Source organism: Sulfitobacter delicatus, assembly GCF_900102535.1.
Taxonomy (GTDB): Bacteria; Pseudomonadota; Alphaproteobacteria; order Rhodobacterales; family Rhodobacteraceae; genus Sulfitobacter; species Sulfitobacter delicatus.
This window is the reverse complement of the sequence record NZ_FNBP01000023.1, coordinates 1-13,618: the sequence shown is the minus strand read 5'-3', so window position 1 is coordinate 13,618 and position 13,618 is coordinate 1. Positions and strand designations below refer to the sequence as shown.

The following is a 13,618-nucleotide window of genomic DNA, read 5'->3' as shown; positions in this document are numbered from 1 at the left end:
TCCACTTGCCCCGCACCTTGACGTAGGTTTCATCCAGGCGCCAGCTCGGATCAAAGCCACGCCGCCAGAACCAGCGCAGCCGCTTCTCCATCTCCGGGGCGTAGCACTGGACCCAGCGATAGATCGTCGTATGGTCGACCGAAATGCCGCGTTCCGCCAGCATTTCCTCAAGGTCGCGATAGCTGATCGGATAGCGACAATACCAGCGCACCGCCCACAGGATCACATCACCCTGGAAATGGCGCCACTTGAAATCCGTCATCGTTCCGTCCGTCCAATCTCCGCCAAGCATGCTCAAGCTTCACGATTTTTGCAACAGAGCCCTCACAAGAGCTGTCTGCACCTGGGCCGGGGTGCCGCTTAATGAAGCTGAGGTGGCGACCCGAACGGCGCAGCTTACAGCGCTTTTTCAGGACGCCGGGGCCCTTGGCCCCAAACACTGGCGCGCGCGTCTGGCGCGCCACCGCCTGGAAAAATGGGCAGCACGGCTAATCCAACAGGTCCGCGATGGTGAGCTTCAGCCGACGCAGGAAAGTGCCCTTCATATCATCGCGACATGGCGCGATCTCGATGGGGAGTTGTTGACCCCCAGGGTGGCCGCCGTAGAGCTGTTGAATGTCCTGCGCCCGACCGTCGCGGTATCCGTGTTCATAGTTCAGGCGGCGCATGCTTTACATCGGCATCCCGAATGGCGGCGAAAGCTGAAGGACGACGAGGGACAGCTTGAACCTTTCGTGCAAGAGGTCCGCCGTCTGTATCCGTTCTTTCCTGCGGTCACGGCACGGGTAAAAAGCGCATTCGAGTGGCGCGGGTATCACTTTCCGGAAGGGTGCAGGGTTCTGCTCGACCTCTATGGTACAAACACCGATCCGCGTTCATGGGATGCGCCGCTGGAGTTCCGGCCCGACCGGTTTCGTGACCGCGCCGAAAACCCCTATGACTTCATTCCACAGGGCGGCGGCGACCACTACACGAACCATCGCTGTCCCGGTGAATGGATCGCGATCAGCCAGATGAAGGCGTTTTGCAGATATCTTGTGAATGAGATCGACTACGATGTGCCAGATCAGAATCTGAAACTGGACACCGGACAGTTGCCGCCTCTGCCGAAAACCCGGTTCACCCTGCGCAACATAAAGCGTCGAAATGGATCCTGAGCGTGCCGCCATGATCTTCGTAAAAAAACGTCTCCGCGCATTCTGTGCGAAGAATCCAGAATATGATCTGTATCGAGAAATTTCATCCAAATGCCCAAACGATCTGGTCCCGTGAGTAAAACTTTTCTTTCCAAGTTGGGGTGTAGCGCCTTGGTCGCGACATTACTCATTCCTCCCGCCCATGCGACGGCGCAACAGACGGCCGATGGAGACGCTGTCGTGGAGAATGCCTGGGCGCCGGCCGCCGAGCAGGGCGGTGTCGGTACCGCATATTTTTCGGTGCGAAATACGACCCCCGAACCTTTGCGGCTTATCGATGCCCGAACCGACCTCGCTTCAATTGTTGCGCTGCACAAGACTGAGGTTGATACCAAAGGCGTTGCCAGAATGAGCGCGTTACCTACCGCGACTATCGAGCCCGGCGTGACGCTTACGCTCGAACCGGGAGGCTTCCATGTGATGATGATTGATTTGGAAAAACCCCTGCTGGAAGGCCAATCGTTCCCGCTCCGGCTAAAATTCTACGACATGGACGAACTCACGATTGAGGTGCCGATCCTCGGTGCCACGGCACGTGGACCAGGTGGTTAGGCTCGATAAAAATCTGTTCGGAATAGCAGCAATCGGACAGACGACCGTTTTCACGTGGACGCCTCCGATGGCTGCATTTCTCGGCTTTGTAAAACCTTCACCCGCCGGGGCTTCAAACGCCCGCCGATCTCAAAATCGTGAACCCGTTAACTGAGAGATACATTCTAGCGAACCGACCGGGGTCATGGCCGATCTAAGCCGGTCCAGGCTGGAACCTAAACGACGCCCTCAAGTTAATACAGTAACGAAATTCTAGCTTGAAGGTCGGACGTTACATGGCAGAGCAAAAGAACGCATCGGCAAGACGCGCACTGTGGATCGTGCTGCTGCTGAATCTGGCGATTGCCATAGGATTCTTCATTACCGGAGCCATCGGGGATTCCAGCGGTCTGATCGCCAACGGGCTGGACAACACTTCCGACACGGTCGTCTATGCCATCAGTCTCTTCGCGTTGACGCGGACGGACAAGTGGAAACGAGCGGCCGCAAACGTCTCCGGGGGAATGCTGCTGCTGTTCGCGATTGGGGTTTTGGTGGACGCGGTCCGGCGCTATTACGCCGGATCAGAGCCGCTCGGCGGGTTGATGATCGTGATGTCGGTGATTGCGGCCATCGTGAACGTGATCTGCGTCTGGCTTCTGAACAGGATAGACGATCCCGACGTCAACGTCCGCGCTGCGAATACGTTCAGCTGGAACGATTTCGCGGCGAATGGCGGCATCCTCGTTGCCGGAGGACTCGTTTGGTGGCTGGGCTCCAACTGGCCGGACTTGGCCGTCGGCGTCGCCGTTGCCGGTATATTCATCTGGGGTGGGGTCAAAATTCTCCGCGACGCCCGTCGCGAGCACCACAAGGCTGTGCATGGGGATGATGAATGACCGCCGCCTGCGACCCCTCAATGTCGGCGCGCGGCGTGTCCCCGACGAACAGCACCTTATCCACCTTGATCTGCAACCCGTCCACCCGCGCATAGATCGCTGGCTCCGGCTTGATCGCCCCGACCTTGCAGGACAGCACCTCCGGCTGTCCGGGCAGCGTGTCCCGCAAGGCCGCAACATGGTCGCTGGATAGGTTTGAACAGACGGCCAGACGCAGCCCCTCGCCGCGCAGCCAGGTCCAGATGTCCGCCATGCCAAGGCGCATCGCGACCGAACAGGTCTCGATCACCAACTCCCCCAGCACCTTGAGTTTTGTCAGGGCTGTGACCTTGGCTCCAAGCGCCTCCGGCCAGTCTCTTGATTCCGTCCAGTGTCAATGACTGAGGCCACGGTCACGATCCGTGTCCCTGTCGATCTCCCGCTCGTTCTCTGCTTCCCGGTCCTTCTTCGGCGTGTCCTCGATCTCCAATCGCTCGCGCGGCCTGTTCAGCACGCCCTCCAGACGCTCCTTCATGGACGGCCTGCGCTCCCCGCGCCCGGCCTCCTGACCAAGCTCATACTCGCTGTGACCGTCCAGCTTGTGAACCGCCGTCTGGCCGTCCCGCCCGTCGTCTTTCTCCATGATCTCCTTCAGCCGCTCACGCGCATAATTGCGGCCTTCCGGCTTTGGCGTGTCGTCCTGGTCCCGTGACCGGCCCACAACCTGCGCCAACCGGTCCCGAAAATCCCCTTTCTCGCGCCCGCCACTCCGCTCTTTAGATGTCGCCGCCCTGAGCGCCGCCAGACCGGCCGACACGCGCCCCTGCCCCGCCTCGCGCTCGATGCCGTAAGTCTCCCGCGCCAGCTCCAGCCGCTCGCGCATGTCGCGAAACGCGGCGCGGGCCTGGCGGGCGGCATGGACCACGGCCCCGCGCTCCGTCACCGGCACATACTCCCGGCCCTCCCGCGCAGCCATCGCCTTCGCGCGCCGTTCCATGGAATTGGCCGCTGGCCCCAGCTTCAGCTCCGGGTCGCGGTCCAGTTCCTCGGCAGACAGCTTGTCGCCACGATCCAGCGCCGTCTCGCGCTGCTTCTCAAGCGACCGGTGATCGACCCGCTCAACCTCCCCGACACGCTCCAGCGCACGGTTCTGCAACTCGGCCCAAAGGCCGCGCATCTGCTCGATCTCGACACCGCCGGTCTTTGCGGAATCCAGCACCCGCGTTTTGGCTGTAAAGCCCTCGGCCTCCAGCTTGCGGGTGCTGGTCAGGACATGGGCGTGGTGGTTGCGCTGGTCGCCTTCCCGGTGCGGCGCATGGATCGCCACATCGACCGCCACGCCGTAGCGGCTGACCAGCTCCTCGGCGAATTTCCGGGTGATCTGCGACCGGTCCTCGGCGCTGATCTCGGACGGCAGGGCCAGCTCCCACTCGCGGGCCGTGACGGAGTTGCGGCGGGTCTCGCTGGCCTCGGCCGCGTTCCAGAGCGCGGACCGATCCTGCGCCCAGGCCGGGGCATGCTCGGGGGCGACGATGAAGGTCTCCTCGATGCCCTGCTTGCGGGTGTAGTCGTGGATACGCCCCTCGCGCTGGCACTCGATGCGCTCGCCGACACGATAGGCCGCTGCCGCCGTCGCGGTGCGTCCGGCGCTGCGTTTGATCGTCTTCACGGAGAGGTGGTAGCTGGCCATCAGCGCACCCCTCGACGGAGACGATTTCGCAGTGCGCGGTCGCACCGCTGCCGACAAGCGCCGCTGCTGACCCCGGCCAATGCCCCGACATGGGCTGTCCGGTCAGCCGTCTTTTCCCCGTAGGCCCGCGCCCCACAACGCTGGGGCCGGAGGGGAAAAGACAGCCCGCCCGAAACCGCCCGCAGGGTGGCTGAGGCGCGGGCTTGCCCGTGAGCTGCCTCATGATCCCCAGCCTCGTAGGGGGCGGGACCATGAGGCAGCTCACGGGCGGTTTGCCGGGGGCAAACCCGGCGTGGATCGACACCGGCAGGTCCGGTGATCCACGCCTCCCGGAACGGAGACGCCAGCGGCAAACCGGCCCCCGTAGAGGGGCATCGGTCGGGACGCTGGTGCGAAGAGACTGGACGCGATCCAACCGCCAAGGTTGGGCTGGGAAGGTTTGGAAGGGGCGGCGCGCCCTTCCATGTCGATGCGCTCCGCATCGAAGGGGTCTGCCATCGGCTGGGGCTTTGCCCCGGAGAGATCGCACGCAAATCTCGGAACCGCAGGTGGAGAGTTTGCATAAGTGCGCCCTTGTCCTTTACAGGCCTACGGGTAAGCGCTATCGGTTGATCTGGCAAGAACAACTTCAACCACAAGAATGTTTGGTGGCGAGGGTAGAGATTTGGCAGAAACAGAACTTGAACGCGCCGAGAAACGATATGCCCAGGCCAAGGCCCGTCTTCAGGCACTGAAGAACCGGGAAAGCACCAGACAGCGTAAACTCGACACGCGGCGCAAGGTGATCCTGGGCGGGGCGCTCCTCGATCTGGCGGAAAGGGATTCCAGTGCCGCCGCCATGCTCGACCGGCTGATCCGCAACCTCCCCCGCGAACAGGACCGCAAGGCCTTCGCGGATTGGGATGCCCCCTCCCCTGCCCCGTCCAGTTCTGACCCGGAAACGCCGTCCTGATGCGGGGCGTGATCCGCCTCTTTGACGGACTGTTCCGGTTCTTCGGTCGGCTGATCTTCACGCCCATCCTGTTGGGCTGGATGATCGGGTTCATCATCGGGGGCGTCGTGGCCATGACAGCCTTCGGACCTCCGCTTGGTCACTCTGCCTGGGAATGGATCATCATCGCGCCACCTGTCTTCATCGGCGCGGTCTTCGGGTTCCAATACTGGCGCAAGACCTCCGGGGCCGATGCCTTCTTCGGTCTGACGGGCGACAGTCACGGCTCGGCCCGCTTCGCCAGCCGTAAGGAGCTGAAGAAGCTTCAGGGGAATGACGGCCTCCTGATCGGGCGCAATCCGGGGACCGGGCGGCTGCTGCGCTATGACGGCCCCGCCCATCTGATCACCCTCGCCCCGACGCGGGCCGGGAAAGGCGTCGGCACGGTGATCCCGAACCTGCTGGCAGTTGAACGCTCGGTGCTGGTCATCGACCCCAAGGGCGAGAATGCCCGGATCGCCGGGGAAGCCCGGCGGCGGTTCGGGACCACCCATGTCCTCGATCCCTTCGACGTTTCGGGGATGCCATCCGCCGCCTACAACCCGCTCGACCGGCTGACGCCGGACAGCCTCGATCTGGGCGAGGATGCGGCCTCCCTGACAGTGGCGCTGGTGATGGACCCGCCGGGACAGGTGACGGAAGCGCATTGGAACGAGGAAGCCAAAGCCATCCTTGGCGGGCTGATCATGTTCTGCGTCTGCCACGAGGACCGCGACCGGCGCTGCCTGGCCACCGTCCGGGAATATCTCACCCTGCCCCCGGAAAAGCTGCGCGCGCTGCTGGAGCTGATGCAGGACAGCGATGCGGCGGGTGGTCTGATTGCCCGCGCCGCCAACCGCTTCCTTGGCAAGGCGGATCGCGAAGCCGCCTCGGTCCTGTCGAACGCACAGCGCCACACGCACTTTCTGGACAGCCCGCGCATTGCCAAAGTCACGTCGCGGTCGGATTTCCACTTCTCCGATCTGCGCCACCGGATCACCTCGGTGTTTCTGGTGCTGCCACCGAACCGGATGGACGCCTACAGCCGCTGGCTGCGCCTCCTGGTCTCTCAGGCCCTCCAGGACATCGCACGGGACGCTGAGGCCTCTGTAGGCGCTCAGGGCGCTTCTCAGCGCCTCAAGGCCCCTGCCCTCTTCCTGCTGGATGAGTTTGCGGCTCTGGGCCGTCTGGAGGCTGTGGAGCGCGCCATGGGACTGATGGCGGGCTATGGCCTCCAGCTCTGGCCCATCCTGCAGGACATGAGCCAGCTCAAAGACCTCTACGGCGAACGCGCGGGCACCTTCATTGCCAATGCCGGGGTGCAACAGGTCTTCGGCGTGAATGATTTCGAGACCGCCAAATGGCTGAGCCAGATGATCGGCCAGGAAACCACGGGCTTCCAGACGGACAGCTACAAGCCGGGCGACAGCCCCAGCTTCTCCAACAACCTCACGGGCCGCGATCTGCTGACCCCCGATGAAATCATGCAGATGCCGCCCGAGTTGCAGCTTCTGCGCGTTCAGGGCCAACCCTCGGCCCTCGCCCAAAAGCTGCGCTACTACGCCGACCCCGAGTTCAAGAGGCTGTTCGTCCCGCAGGACGCCTGACCCCGAAAAGGAAACCGCCCATGTCTGACCAGCCCGACCTCCCTGCCCTCTCCGACGATGAGCTGCGCGAAACGCTCGACCGGCTGGCGAGCCTGGCGCTGAACCTGTCCGACCAAGTGGAGGATCAGACCAAGGCGATCAACCGTGCGACCACGGCGGCGAACGAGGCGCGGCGAGCGGCCGTGACCGTGCAGAGCCAGAATGATCCCGCCGGGTTCGGCGACCGGATCGGACAGGCCGTCGAGGCGCGCCTCTTGGACACGCTCCAGCGTCTCGACCGCACGGTCAATCATCTGGACCTGCGAACGAACAAGACGGCTGCCGTCCTCGATCAGGCCAGCGAGGATCGCGGCAACCTTCTCCGCAATATCCGGGACCGGGAAGAAAGGCTGGAGCGCTGGAAATCCTACTGGCCCTGGTTCGGTCTGGGTGCGCTCGTTCTGGCTTTGGCGATGACCGTCGCCCTGCCCCGTTTCTTAGCCAGCACCCCCTCCACATGCGCTGTCCTCGGGGCGACATGGACGGCCACAACAGAGGGCGTCAACGCCTGCGTGTTCTACCAGCGTTGAACAGAATCTGGGGCGCTGCGGGTCAATTCAACGCGCCATTCTGGGTGTTAAATATGTGTTAGAATCTGTGTTACGCCCTGAGTGATTGCCTCTATCCAACTGAAATATATAGTTTTCTTTAGTCGCTCGGTGTGTAAAAGCACGAAAGACGGTGGGTGATAACACGAAAGATGGTGTGTAAAAGCACGAATCTCTTGACCTTGGTGTGTGAAAACACGAATGTGGGCGAATGGTGGGTGAAAACACGAACTCTCGATCTCCGCTCCTGCCGGATCGGATGCAGCAAGCGGACTTCTTTGTCTGCGACATCTTTGATGCTGCGCCTAAAGGTGACATGGCGTCGATGGAACACCCGATCTTCTCAATATCGACCAAGCCGGACCGACGGATTCGGCGGTATGAGAACGGACAGAATTTTGTTGAGATTACGCCCTCGATGAAGGGCCTGGCGACGGTCCATGACCGTGATGTGCTGATTTACTGCATCAGCCAATGCATCGCAGCGCTGAATGAAGAACGTGAGGTCAGCCCGATCATTCGCTTCAGAGCATATGACATACTGAAGGCCACTAATCGAGGAACGGACGGGCGCGGGTATGAACAGCTCAGGGCTGCCCTGGAACGTCTTCAGGGCACGGTGATCACAACCAATCTTATCACTGGCGGCAAGGAAGAGTTCGATGGCTTCGGACTGATTGACCGATTCAGGATCGTTCGTGAGACACGCGACGGACGGATGCAGGAGGTGGAAATCAGGCTTTCGGATTGGGTATTCAACGCCATCCGGCATCGTGAGGTGCTGACCTTGCACCGTGATTATTTCCGTCTGCGCAAACCGTTGGAGCGACGCATCTATGAGCTTGCCCGAAAACATTGTGGGGCAAAGCAGGAATGGAAGATCGGGCTGGCGAAGCTGCAAGCCAAGTGCGGCTCCTGCTCTACTGCAAAAGAGTTTCGCCGCCTGGTCATGAGTATCGTGCGCCAAGATGGGCAACATGCCCACATGCCTGACTACGCTGTGAGGATGGAAAACGACATGGTGATCTTCACCAACCGGCGCAGCGATCAAGCGGGAATCGCTTCCCCTACCCCCTTGCACATACGGCTCGACCCGGAAGCCTACCATGACGCGCGGGCGGTCGCGCCGGGATGGGATGTATATGTCCTCGAACAGGAATGGCGAGAGTGGATGACGGTACCGCCCCGCAACCCCAACGCCGCCTTCATCGGGTTCTGCAAGAAGGTCTTCGAGAAACGCGGCCGTCCCTAATCTGACCCGCTTTGCTTCTCTGAAAGCAACAGTTCAAGTCCCTGCCAGAGCGTGAGGTCGCGGTCCTGGCAGAATGCCCGGAATTTGTCGACAACACGTTTCGGTCCCGGAATCGAAACCTTGTCTTGGGGCTCCCTACGCTTCGGGCCGGGTTTCAGCCGTGTGGAAGCGTCCCGGCTGACAAAGCCGAGGGATTTGCCAGCCTCGACGGCCTTCTCAACAGAACCCGGTTCGGCTTTGGGCCGCGTCTTTGAAGACTCGGAGGGGTTGGGGAGGTCGATACCGCCGTCAAATCCATACTTGCTCATGCTGCTCTCTCTTTCGTGAGAGCATGAATGACAGCCTGAGCATAATCACGGGCGTTCTCAATGGCTCCGGCCACCTGCTTTAGGGCTTTGTCTGTAACAGATGCCGTCTTGCCTTGATGCTCGTTCGTAACGATGTCGGGCAATTCCGCCAGAAGCACCCCATCGCGAAAGATGCGGGTATAGGGCGCACGTTTTGCGATGCGGATCGGCAAAGTCGGGATGTTATTGATCTCCATCTCTTGCCGCACGTCGCGTTCATCCGTGGTTTGGAAGGCTGCGTTGGTTCGCGTGAACAGCAGCGAATATGCTATTGGTGCGCGGATCATGCTCGATGTGGTCTGCACAAGCCGAACGGCCGCAGCCGCCTGTCGAGCCTCCATGGGCGAACCGTCGAGCGGGATAACGCAAAGGTCCGTTCGGGAAAGCGCGAAGGTGACGACCTGATCTTTCGATCCTTCCAAGTCGATGATCAGATAATCAGCTTCGTCAGCAAGTTGATCAATCAGTTCTACCGTGTCCTCGGCCTGCGGCCGCGCATGAACAGCAAAAGGCACATCGCGTCCCGCCGCCTGCCTGCCTTCAGACCAAGCAAGAATGTTGGCATTTGGGTCAAGATCGAGAATGGACACCCGACCGCCCGAAAGGGCGATCTGTTCGGCAAGGAGCATGGCGGAAGTCGTTTTCCCCGACCCGCCTTTCGGGTTTGCGAAGGTGATTACGTACATACACACAACAATGGCAAAGTTAGAGATAAAGTCAACCCTAACTACATCTTTAACTCTAAAGTTATTTTTAACGCTGAAGCATCATGGCTTCGACCTTCCAAAGCGCAAGGCTGCATCCTGCGATCTTAGGATGGCCATGATCTCAACATTGTCGCCATCGAGCCGATAATAGATCGAATGCACCCCGCAGACGCTGCGCCGGTAGCCTTCGCGGATTTCCGGCACTTCTTGGTAGAGCAGCGGGGTCTCGCCCAGCACATCGAACCTTTCAATGATCTGCCAGAAATATGCATCAGCCCGTGCTTCGCCAAATTTTCTTACACCATACTGGTGGATACCTATCAGGTCGTCTTTCGCTTCCTCTGAAAGCCTATAAGTCCCCATTTTTGCGCAATTCTTCCTTGGATTCTTTGAGAATCTGGTCAGGGGTCATATCGGTGAAACCGCGTTGCTCTGCACGAATGAGTTTCGCTCTGATCTCTTCCACGCCGTTCTCGATCTCTCGGGCGCGACGCAATGCGTCGTTAACAGCTTCGGTTTGGGTTTTGAACTCGCCACTCTCAACCCGCGCCTGCAACCAGGCATGGTTTGGGTCGCTGAGCGTAATGGTCTGTCTGGGCATAACGATCTCCTATAGCTTGGTGCAATAATACACCAAAAACGACCAACTTGCACACGGTATCTGTGTCTCAAGTCGAGCGTGTTCAAGCCGGGTGGGGTAGGGGAGAAGCGGCCAAACCTCATCCCGAGAGTTGGTAGCCCCGCTTCTGCTTTGCCTGGTAGAGCGCAACCATCGCGTCGGCGGCGCGGCCTGCATCCTCGAAACAGTCGATCCTGTGCCGCCCCTGGGTGCCGATGCGGCCCCACTCACGTAACAGCGACACGCCGCCGAAGAGGTCCGGCATCAAGCGCAGCCGATAGAAGCGATACATATTGACGTCGTGATCCACGCGCTCGATGCGGATATCCTCGGGAAACATCTCAAGCTGCTGCATCGGGTGACGCCTCCCGCATGACACGGCTGATCGTGGACCGGTGAACATTGAACAGGCGTGCAGCTTCGGCCTCGGTACGCTTGCCGGATCGCACTAGGTCGCGGATTTCCCGGCGCTGGTCGCCGGAGAGCTTCGGCTTGCGCCCTGGGTGGCGTCCCTTCTTGCGAGCGCGCTCCAACCCGGCGCGCGTGCGCTCACGGATCATCTCGCGCTCGAACTCGGCGAAGACGCCAACCATCTGCATCATCATGCGCCCAGCAGGGGTCGTAGTGTCTATGGCTTCGGTCAGTGACCGGAACCCGGCCCCGGCGGCATCTATCTTCTCCATGATGGAAAGCAAGTCTTTCAGCGACCGCGACAGCCGGTCGAGCTTCCAGACGATCACCACGTCGCCGTCGCGGAGCTGGTCGAGCATCCGGTGCAGCTCCGGCCGATCCCAACGTCCACCGGACGCGCGTTCTTCGAACACGCGCTCGCACCCGGCGGTACGCAGCGCGTCGAGCTGCGCGGCGGTATCCTGACCGCGATCTGTGGAAATGCGAGCATAGCCAAGGTTCACGCGCAGATTGTTGCGCTTTCTTGTTGCTCAATCAAGATAATTCGCAACATATTTTCGCAACAGTCGGCGATGGGGCAGGGCAGAGCGGTCTTCGGCGTTCGTTAGCCTGTTTTTCTTGGCTATGAGGGTAGCTGACGGGTCTTGCTGGATCGAAAGGGCAGGGGTGTGTCTCGCAACTGACCGTTTATGCCCCACGATAATTGTCACACGCCTCGACACCCTCTGCGACCACGTCGAGAAGTGCGTCCACATCACTCAGAAGAACCGTGATGCGCGGGCTGCTGATACGGTAGCGGATGAAGCGCCCATCGCGGTCGCTCGCGACAAGTCCGCAGTCCAGCAAGCATCTCAGGTGGTTGGAGACGTTGGGTTGCGATAGTTCCGTCCGCTCGACGAGCTCGTGAACGGCCAATGGCTCGTTGCAAAGTGCACCGAGGATGGCCAGGCGGCTCGGGTCCGCGAAGCCGCGGAACAGCTTCGCCCGTCGCTCGATGGTCGCGCTCTTGCGGTCATCGACGATTTGGGCCATATCACTCCTCGCTGATACGTTTTTCTTCAATTCATTCTAGCAGGAATAGCGCGACCATGGCCAACACCGAAAGTGCCGGATCGACGGCAGATGTTCCGCCCGTCCGTTACCGGGTTTCCGGTATGGACTGCGCGAAGGATGCCGCGCAGATCGAGCGGGCGGCGCAGTCGGCCGGAGTCGCGGCTGACGATGTGAAGGTGTCGGCGGCGACGCACATCATGACACTGAGCGCCCCCGAAGCGCGCCTGCCGGACATCGAAAAGGCCGTTGCGGTGACCGGCTACGGCTTCGACCGGATCGAGGGCGATGGAGACATTCCGCCGAATCCCGCCCATCAGGACCCGGCCTACCGACGCGCGCTCTGGATCGTCGTGATCCTGAACGTGGGCTACGGTGTCGTTGAAATGATCGGCGGGTTCATCGCCGGGTCACAGGCCGTGAAAGCCGATGCGCTCGATTTCATCGGCGACGGCGCGATCACCTTCCTTGGCCTGCTGGCCATCGGCTGGAGCCTCGCCTGGCGGGCACGGTCGGCCTTGATCCAGGGCATCTTCCTCGGGCTCCTCGGTCTCGGCGTCCTCGGCACGACCATCGTCCGGATCTTCGAACGGACGACGCCGGATGCGGGTCTCATGGGCCTGCTTGGCATGATTGCCCTTGTCGTCAACGTCATCTCCGTTCTGCCGCTGCTGCCGTTCCGCAAGGGCGACGCGAACATGCGGGCCGTCTGGCTTTTCTCTCGCAACGACGCCATCGGCAATGCGGCGGTTGTCGTTGCCGCCGGTCTCGTGGCGTGGCTGGGCAGCGCCTGGCCGGACCTCATCGTCGCCTTCGGCATCGCCGGACTGTTCCTGCACTCGTCCTGGGCGATCATTCGCGATGCGCGGGCCGATCTGAAGACGACTGCATGAACGGCCGCGTTCTGGGCGGAGTTTGCGCCATCGCGGCGTTCGGTCTCGATCAGGGCATCAAGGCGCTTGCCCTGAACGCCCCGGCGCTTGAGCGCGGAGTCGAGGTTCTGCCCTTTCTCAATCTCGTGCGGGTTCTGAACGATGGCGTCAGCTTCGGTATGTTGGGCGGGATCGTGCCATGGTGGGGTCTCATCGCACTTGCTGCCGTAATCGTGGCATGGCTGCTGATCTGGTTGTGGCGCGCGCCGGACAGGCTGACGGCTGCCGCTCTCGGTCTGATCATCGGCGGCGCGCTCGGCAATGTCCTCGACCGGCTGCGCTATCAGGCCGTTCCTGACTTTCTCGACTTCCATTACGGATCATACCACTGGCCGTCCTTCAATCTCGCGGACGTAACGATTTTCTGCGGCGCGGCCCTACTGTTCTGGGAGAGCTTCCGCTCTGCGACGGACAAGCCTGGTCAGGGTCAAGGCAAGGAAAACACAACGGGGGTGTAACCCATGTTCGGCATACCATCTGCGAAAGGCTTTGACAGCACACTTGCCCTGCTGCGCAACCCATATGGGTTCATTTCGGAGACCTGCCGCGCACTCGACACAGACCTGTTCGAAACCCGCATCCTCCTTCAAGAGACGATCTGCATGACCGGCGCGGCGGCGGCGGAAGTTTTCTATTGGGAGGATCGGCTGATCCGCGCGGGCTCGATGCCGGGCCGCATACAGAAGTCCCTGCTGGGGGAAGGCGGGGTTCAGGGATTGGACGGCGCTGCTCATCAGCACCGCAAGAAGATGTTCATGTCACTCATGGGGACCGAGCGGATCGCCGCGCTTCAGGGCACGTCGCTTCACATGTTGGACAAATATGCGCCGGACTGGGAGGC

At 61.1% G+C, this 13,618-nt stretch carries 19 protein-coding genes and 1 pseudogene; 10 read left to right on the top strand and 10 right to left on the bottom strand.

Going from position 1 to position 13,618, the window contains the following annotated elements; translation table 11 throughout:
• Window positions 1–262 (bottom strand): IS6 family transposase (locus tag BLS57_RS19285; RefSeq protein WP_004157301.1); only part of this gene is annotated, 262 nt, incomplete at its 3' end.
• Between the two features lie 112 nt (window positions 263–374).
• On the opposite strand from BLS57_RS19285, the gene BLS57_RS19280 reads away from it, so the two are divergent.
• The 3 genes from BLS57_RS19280 (at window position 375) to BLS57_RS19270 (ending at window position 2,626) form a co-directional block, all read left to right on the top strand.
• Window positions 375–1,157, top strand: coding sequence for a cytochrome P450 (locus BLS57_RS19280; RefSeq protein WP_244153743.1), 783 nt, complete (start codon window positions 375–377; stop codon window positions 1,155–1,157).
• Window positions 1,158–1,268: 111 nt separating this feature from the next.
• Window positions 1,269–1,748 (top strand): copper chaperone PCu(A)C, encoded by a 480-nt coding sequence (locus BLS57_RS19275; protein ID WP_167356477.1) that lies wholly within the window; start codon window positions 1,269–1,271, stop codon window positions 1,746–1,748.
• A gap of 275 nt (window positions 1,749–2,023) precedes the next feature.
• Window positions 2,024–2,626, top strand: a complete 603-nt coding sequence (locus BLS57_RS19270; RefSeq protein ID WP_093744231.1) for a cation efflux transmembrane domain-containing protein — start codon at window positions 2,024–2,026, stop codon at window positions 2,624–2,626.
• Here BLS57_RS19270 and BLS57_RS19265 read toward each other — a convergent pair.
• Together BLS57_RS19265 and mobQ are read right to left on the bottom strand one after the other, a co-directional pair.
• Window positions 2,565–2,915, bottom strand: a complete 351-nt coding sequence (locus tag BLS57_RS19265) for an HAD family hydrolase (protein ID WP_244153744.1) — start codon at window positions 2,913–2,915, stop codon at window positions 2,565–2,567. The genes BLS57_RS19270 and BLS57_RS19265 overlap by 62 nt on opposite strands.
• Window positions 2,916–2,999: 84 nt before the next feature.
• Complete coding sequence (mobQ, locus tag BLS57_RS19260; RefSeq protein ID WP_093744229.1) at window positions 3,000–4,295, bottom strand: MobQ family relaxase; 1,296 nt, start codon at window positions 4,293–4,295, stop codon at window positions 3,000–3,002.
• A 664-nt stretch (window positions 4,296–4,959) separates the two neighbouring features.
• Between mobQ and BLS57_RS19250 the strand changes: the two genes are divergently transcribed.
• The 4 genes from BLS57_RS19250 (at window position 4,960) to trfA (ending at window position 8,711) form a co-directional block, all read left to right on the top strand.
• Window positions 4,960–5,247 (top strand): mobilization protein, encoded by a 288-nt coding sequence (locus tag BLS57_RS19250; RefSeq protein ID WP_093744233.1) that lies wholly within the window; start codon window positions 4,960–4,962, stop codon window positions 5,245–5,247.
• Window positions 5,247–6,872, top strand: a complete 1,626-nt coding sequence (locus BLS57_RS19245; protein WP_093744227.1) for a type IV secretory system conjugative DNA transfer family protein — start codon at window positions 5,247–5,249, stop codon at window positions 6,870–6,872. Before BLS57_RS19250 ends, BLS57_RS19245 begins: the two co-directional genes overlap by 1 nt.
• 20 nt (window positions 6,873–6,892) lie before the next feature.
• A complete protein-coding gene (locus tag BLS57_RS19240) occupies window positions 6,893–7,441 on the top strand; it encodes a hypothetical protein (RefSeq protein WP_093744226.1) in 549 nt (182 codons plus the stop codon).
• A 229-nt stretch (window positions 7,442–7,670) separates the two neighbouring features.
• A complete protein-coding gene (gene trfA, locus BLS57_RS19235; protein WP_093744225.1) occupies window positions 7,671–8,711 on the top strand; it encodes a plasmid replication initiator TrfA in 1,041 nt (346 codons plus the stop codon).
• Here the strand turns inward: trfA and BLS57_RS19230 are convergent.
• From BLS57_RS19230 to BLS57_RS19200, 7 genes are all read right to left on the bottom strand, one after another.
• Window positions 8,708–9,019 carry a hypothetical protein gene (locus BLS57_RS19230; protein ID WP_093744224.1) on the bottom strand — a complete coding sequence of 104 codons (312 nt, stop codon included), beginning with the start codon at window positions 9,017–9,019 and terminating at the stop codon, window positions 8,708–8,710. The genes trfA and BLS57_RS19230 overlap by 4 nt on opposite strands.
• Window positions 9,016–9,744 (bottom strand): ParA family protein, encoded by a 729-nt coding sequence (locus BLS57_RS19225; RefSeq protein WP_093744223.1) that lies wholly within the window; start codon window positions 9,742–9,744, stop codon window positions 9,016–9,018. Before BLS57_RS19225 ends, BLS57_RS19230 begins: the two co-directional genes overlap by 4 nt.
• A gap of 81 nt (window positions 9,745–9,825) precedes the next feature.
• The gene (locus tag BLS57_RS19220) at window positions 9,826–10,128 is read right to left on the bottom strand and encodes a type II toxin-antitoxin system RelE/ParE family toxin (protein ID WP_093744222.1); all 303 of its coding nucleotides are present in this window, start codon (window positions 10,126–10,128) and stop codon (window positions 9,826–9,828) included.
• Window positions 10,115–10,366, bottom strand: coding sequence for a ribbon-helix-helix domain-containing protein (locus BLS57_RS19215; protein ID WP_093744221.1), 252 nt, complete (start codon window positions 10,364–10,366; stop codon window positions 10,115–10,117). Before BLS57_RS19215 ends, BLS57_RS19220 begins: the two co-directional genes overlap by 14 nt.
• A gap of 118 nt (window positions 10,367–10,484) precedes the next feature.
• On the bottom strand, window positions 10,485–10,739 hold the full coding sequence (locus BLS57_RS19210; protein WP_093744220.1) for a WGR domain-containing protein: 255 nt from the start codon (window positions 10,737–10,739) through the stop codon (window positions 10,485–10,487).
• The gene (locus tag BLS57_RS19205) at window positions 10,726–11,298 is read right to left on the bottom strand and encodes a recombinase family protein (RefSeq protein WP_093744219.1); all 573 of its coding nucleotides are present in this window, start codon (window positions 11,296–11,298) and stop codon (window positions 10,726–10,728) included. Before BLS57_RS19205 ends, BLS57_RS19210 begins: the two co-directional genes overlap by 14 nt.
• A 184-nt stretch (window positions 11,299–11,482) precedes the next feature.
• Window positions 11,483–11,827, bottom strand: coding sequence for an ArsR/SmtB family transcription factor (locus BLS57_RS19200; RefSeq protein ID WP_093744218.1), 345 nt, complete (start codon window positions 11,825–11,827; stop codon window positions 11,483–11,485).
• A 56-nt stretch (window positions 11,828–11,883) separates the two neighbouring features.
• Here BLS57_RS19200 and BLS57_RS19195 point away from each other — a divergent pair, with 56 nt between their 5' ends.
• From BLS57_RS19195 to BLS57_RS19185, 3 genes and pseudogenes are all read left to right on the top strand, one after another.
• The gene (locus BLS57_RS19195; protein ID WP_093744217.1) at window positions 11,884–12,738 is read left to right on the top strand and encodes a cation efflux transmembrane domain-containing protein; all 855 of its coding nucleotides are present in this window, start codon (window positions 11,884–11,886) and stop codon (window positions 12,736–12,738) included.
• Window positions 12,735–13,235: a signal peptidase II gene (gene lspA / locus BLS57_RS19190; protein WP_093744216.1), complete on the top strand. Its 501-nt coding sequence runs from the start codon at window positions 12,735–12,737 to the stop codon at window positions 13,233–13,235. The genes BLS57_RS19195 and lspA overlap by 4 nt, the downstream gene beginning before the upstream one ends.
• Window positions 13,236–13,238: 3 nt before the next feature.
• Window positions 13,239–13,618: pseudogene (locus tag BLS57_RS19185) on the top strand (cytochrome P450); the annotation flags it as partial.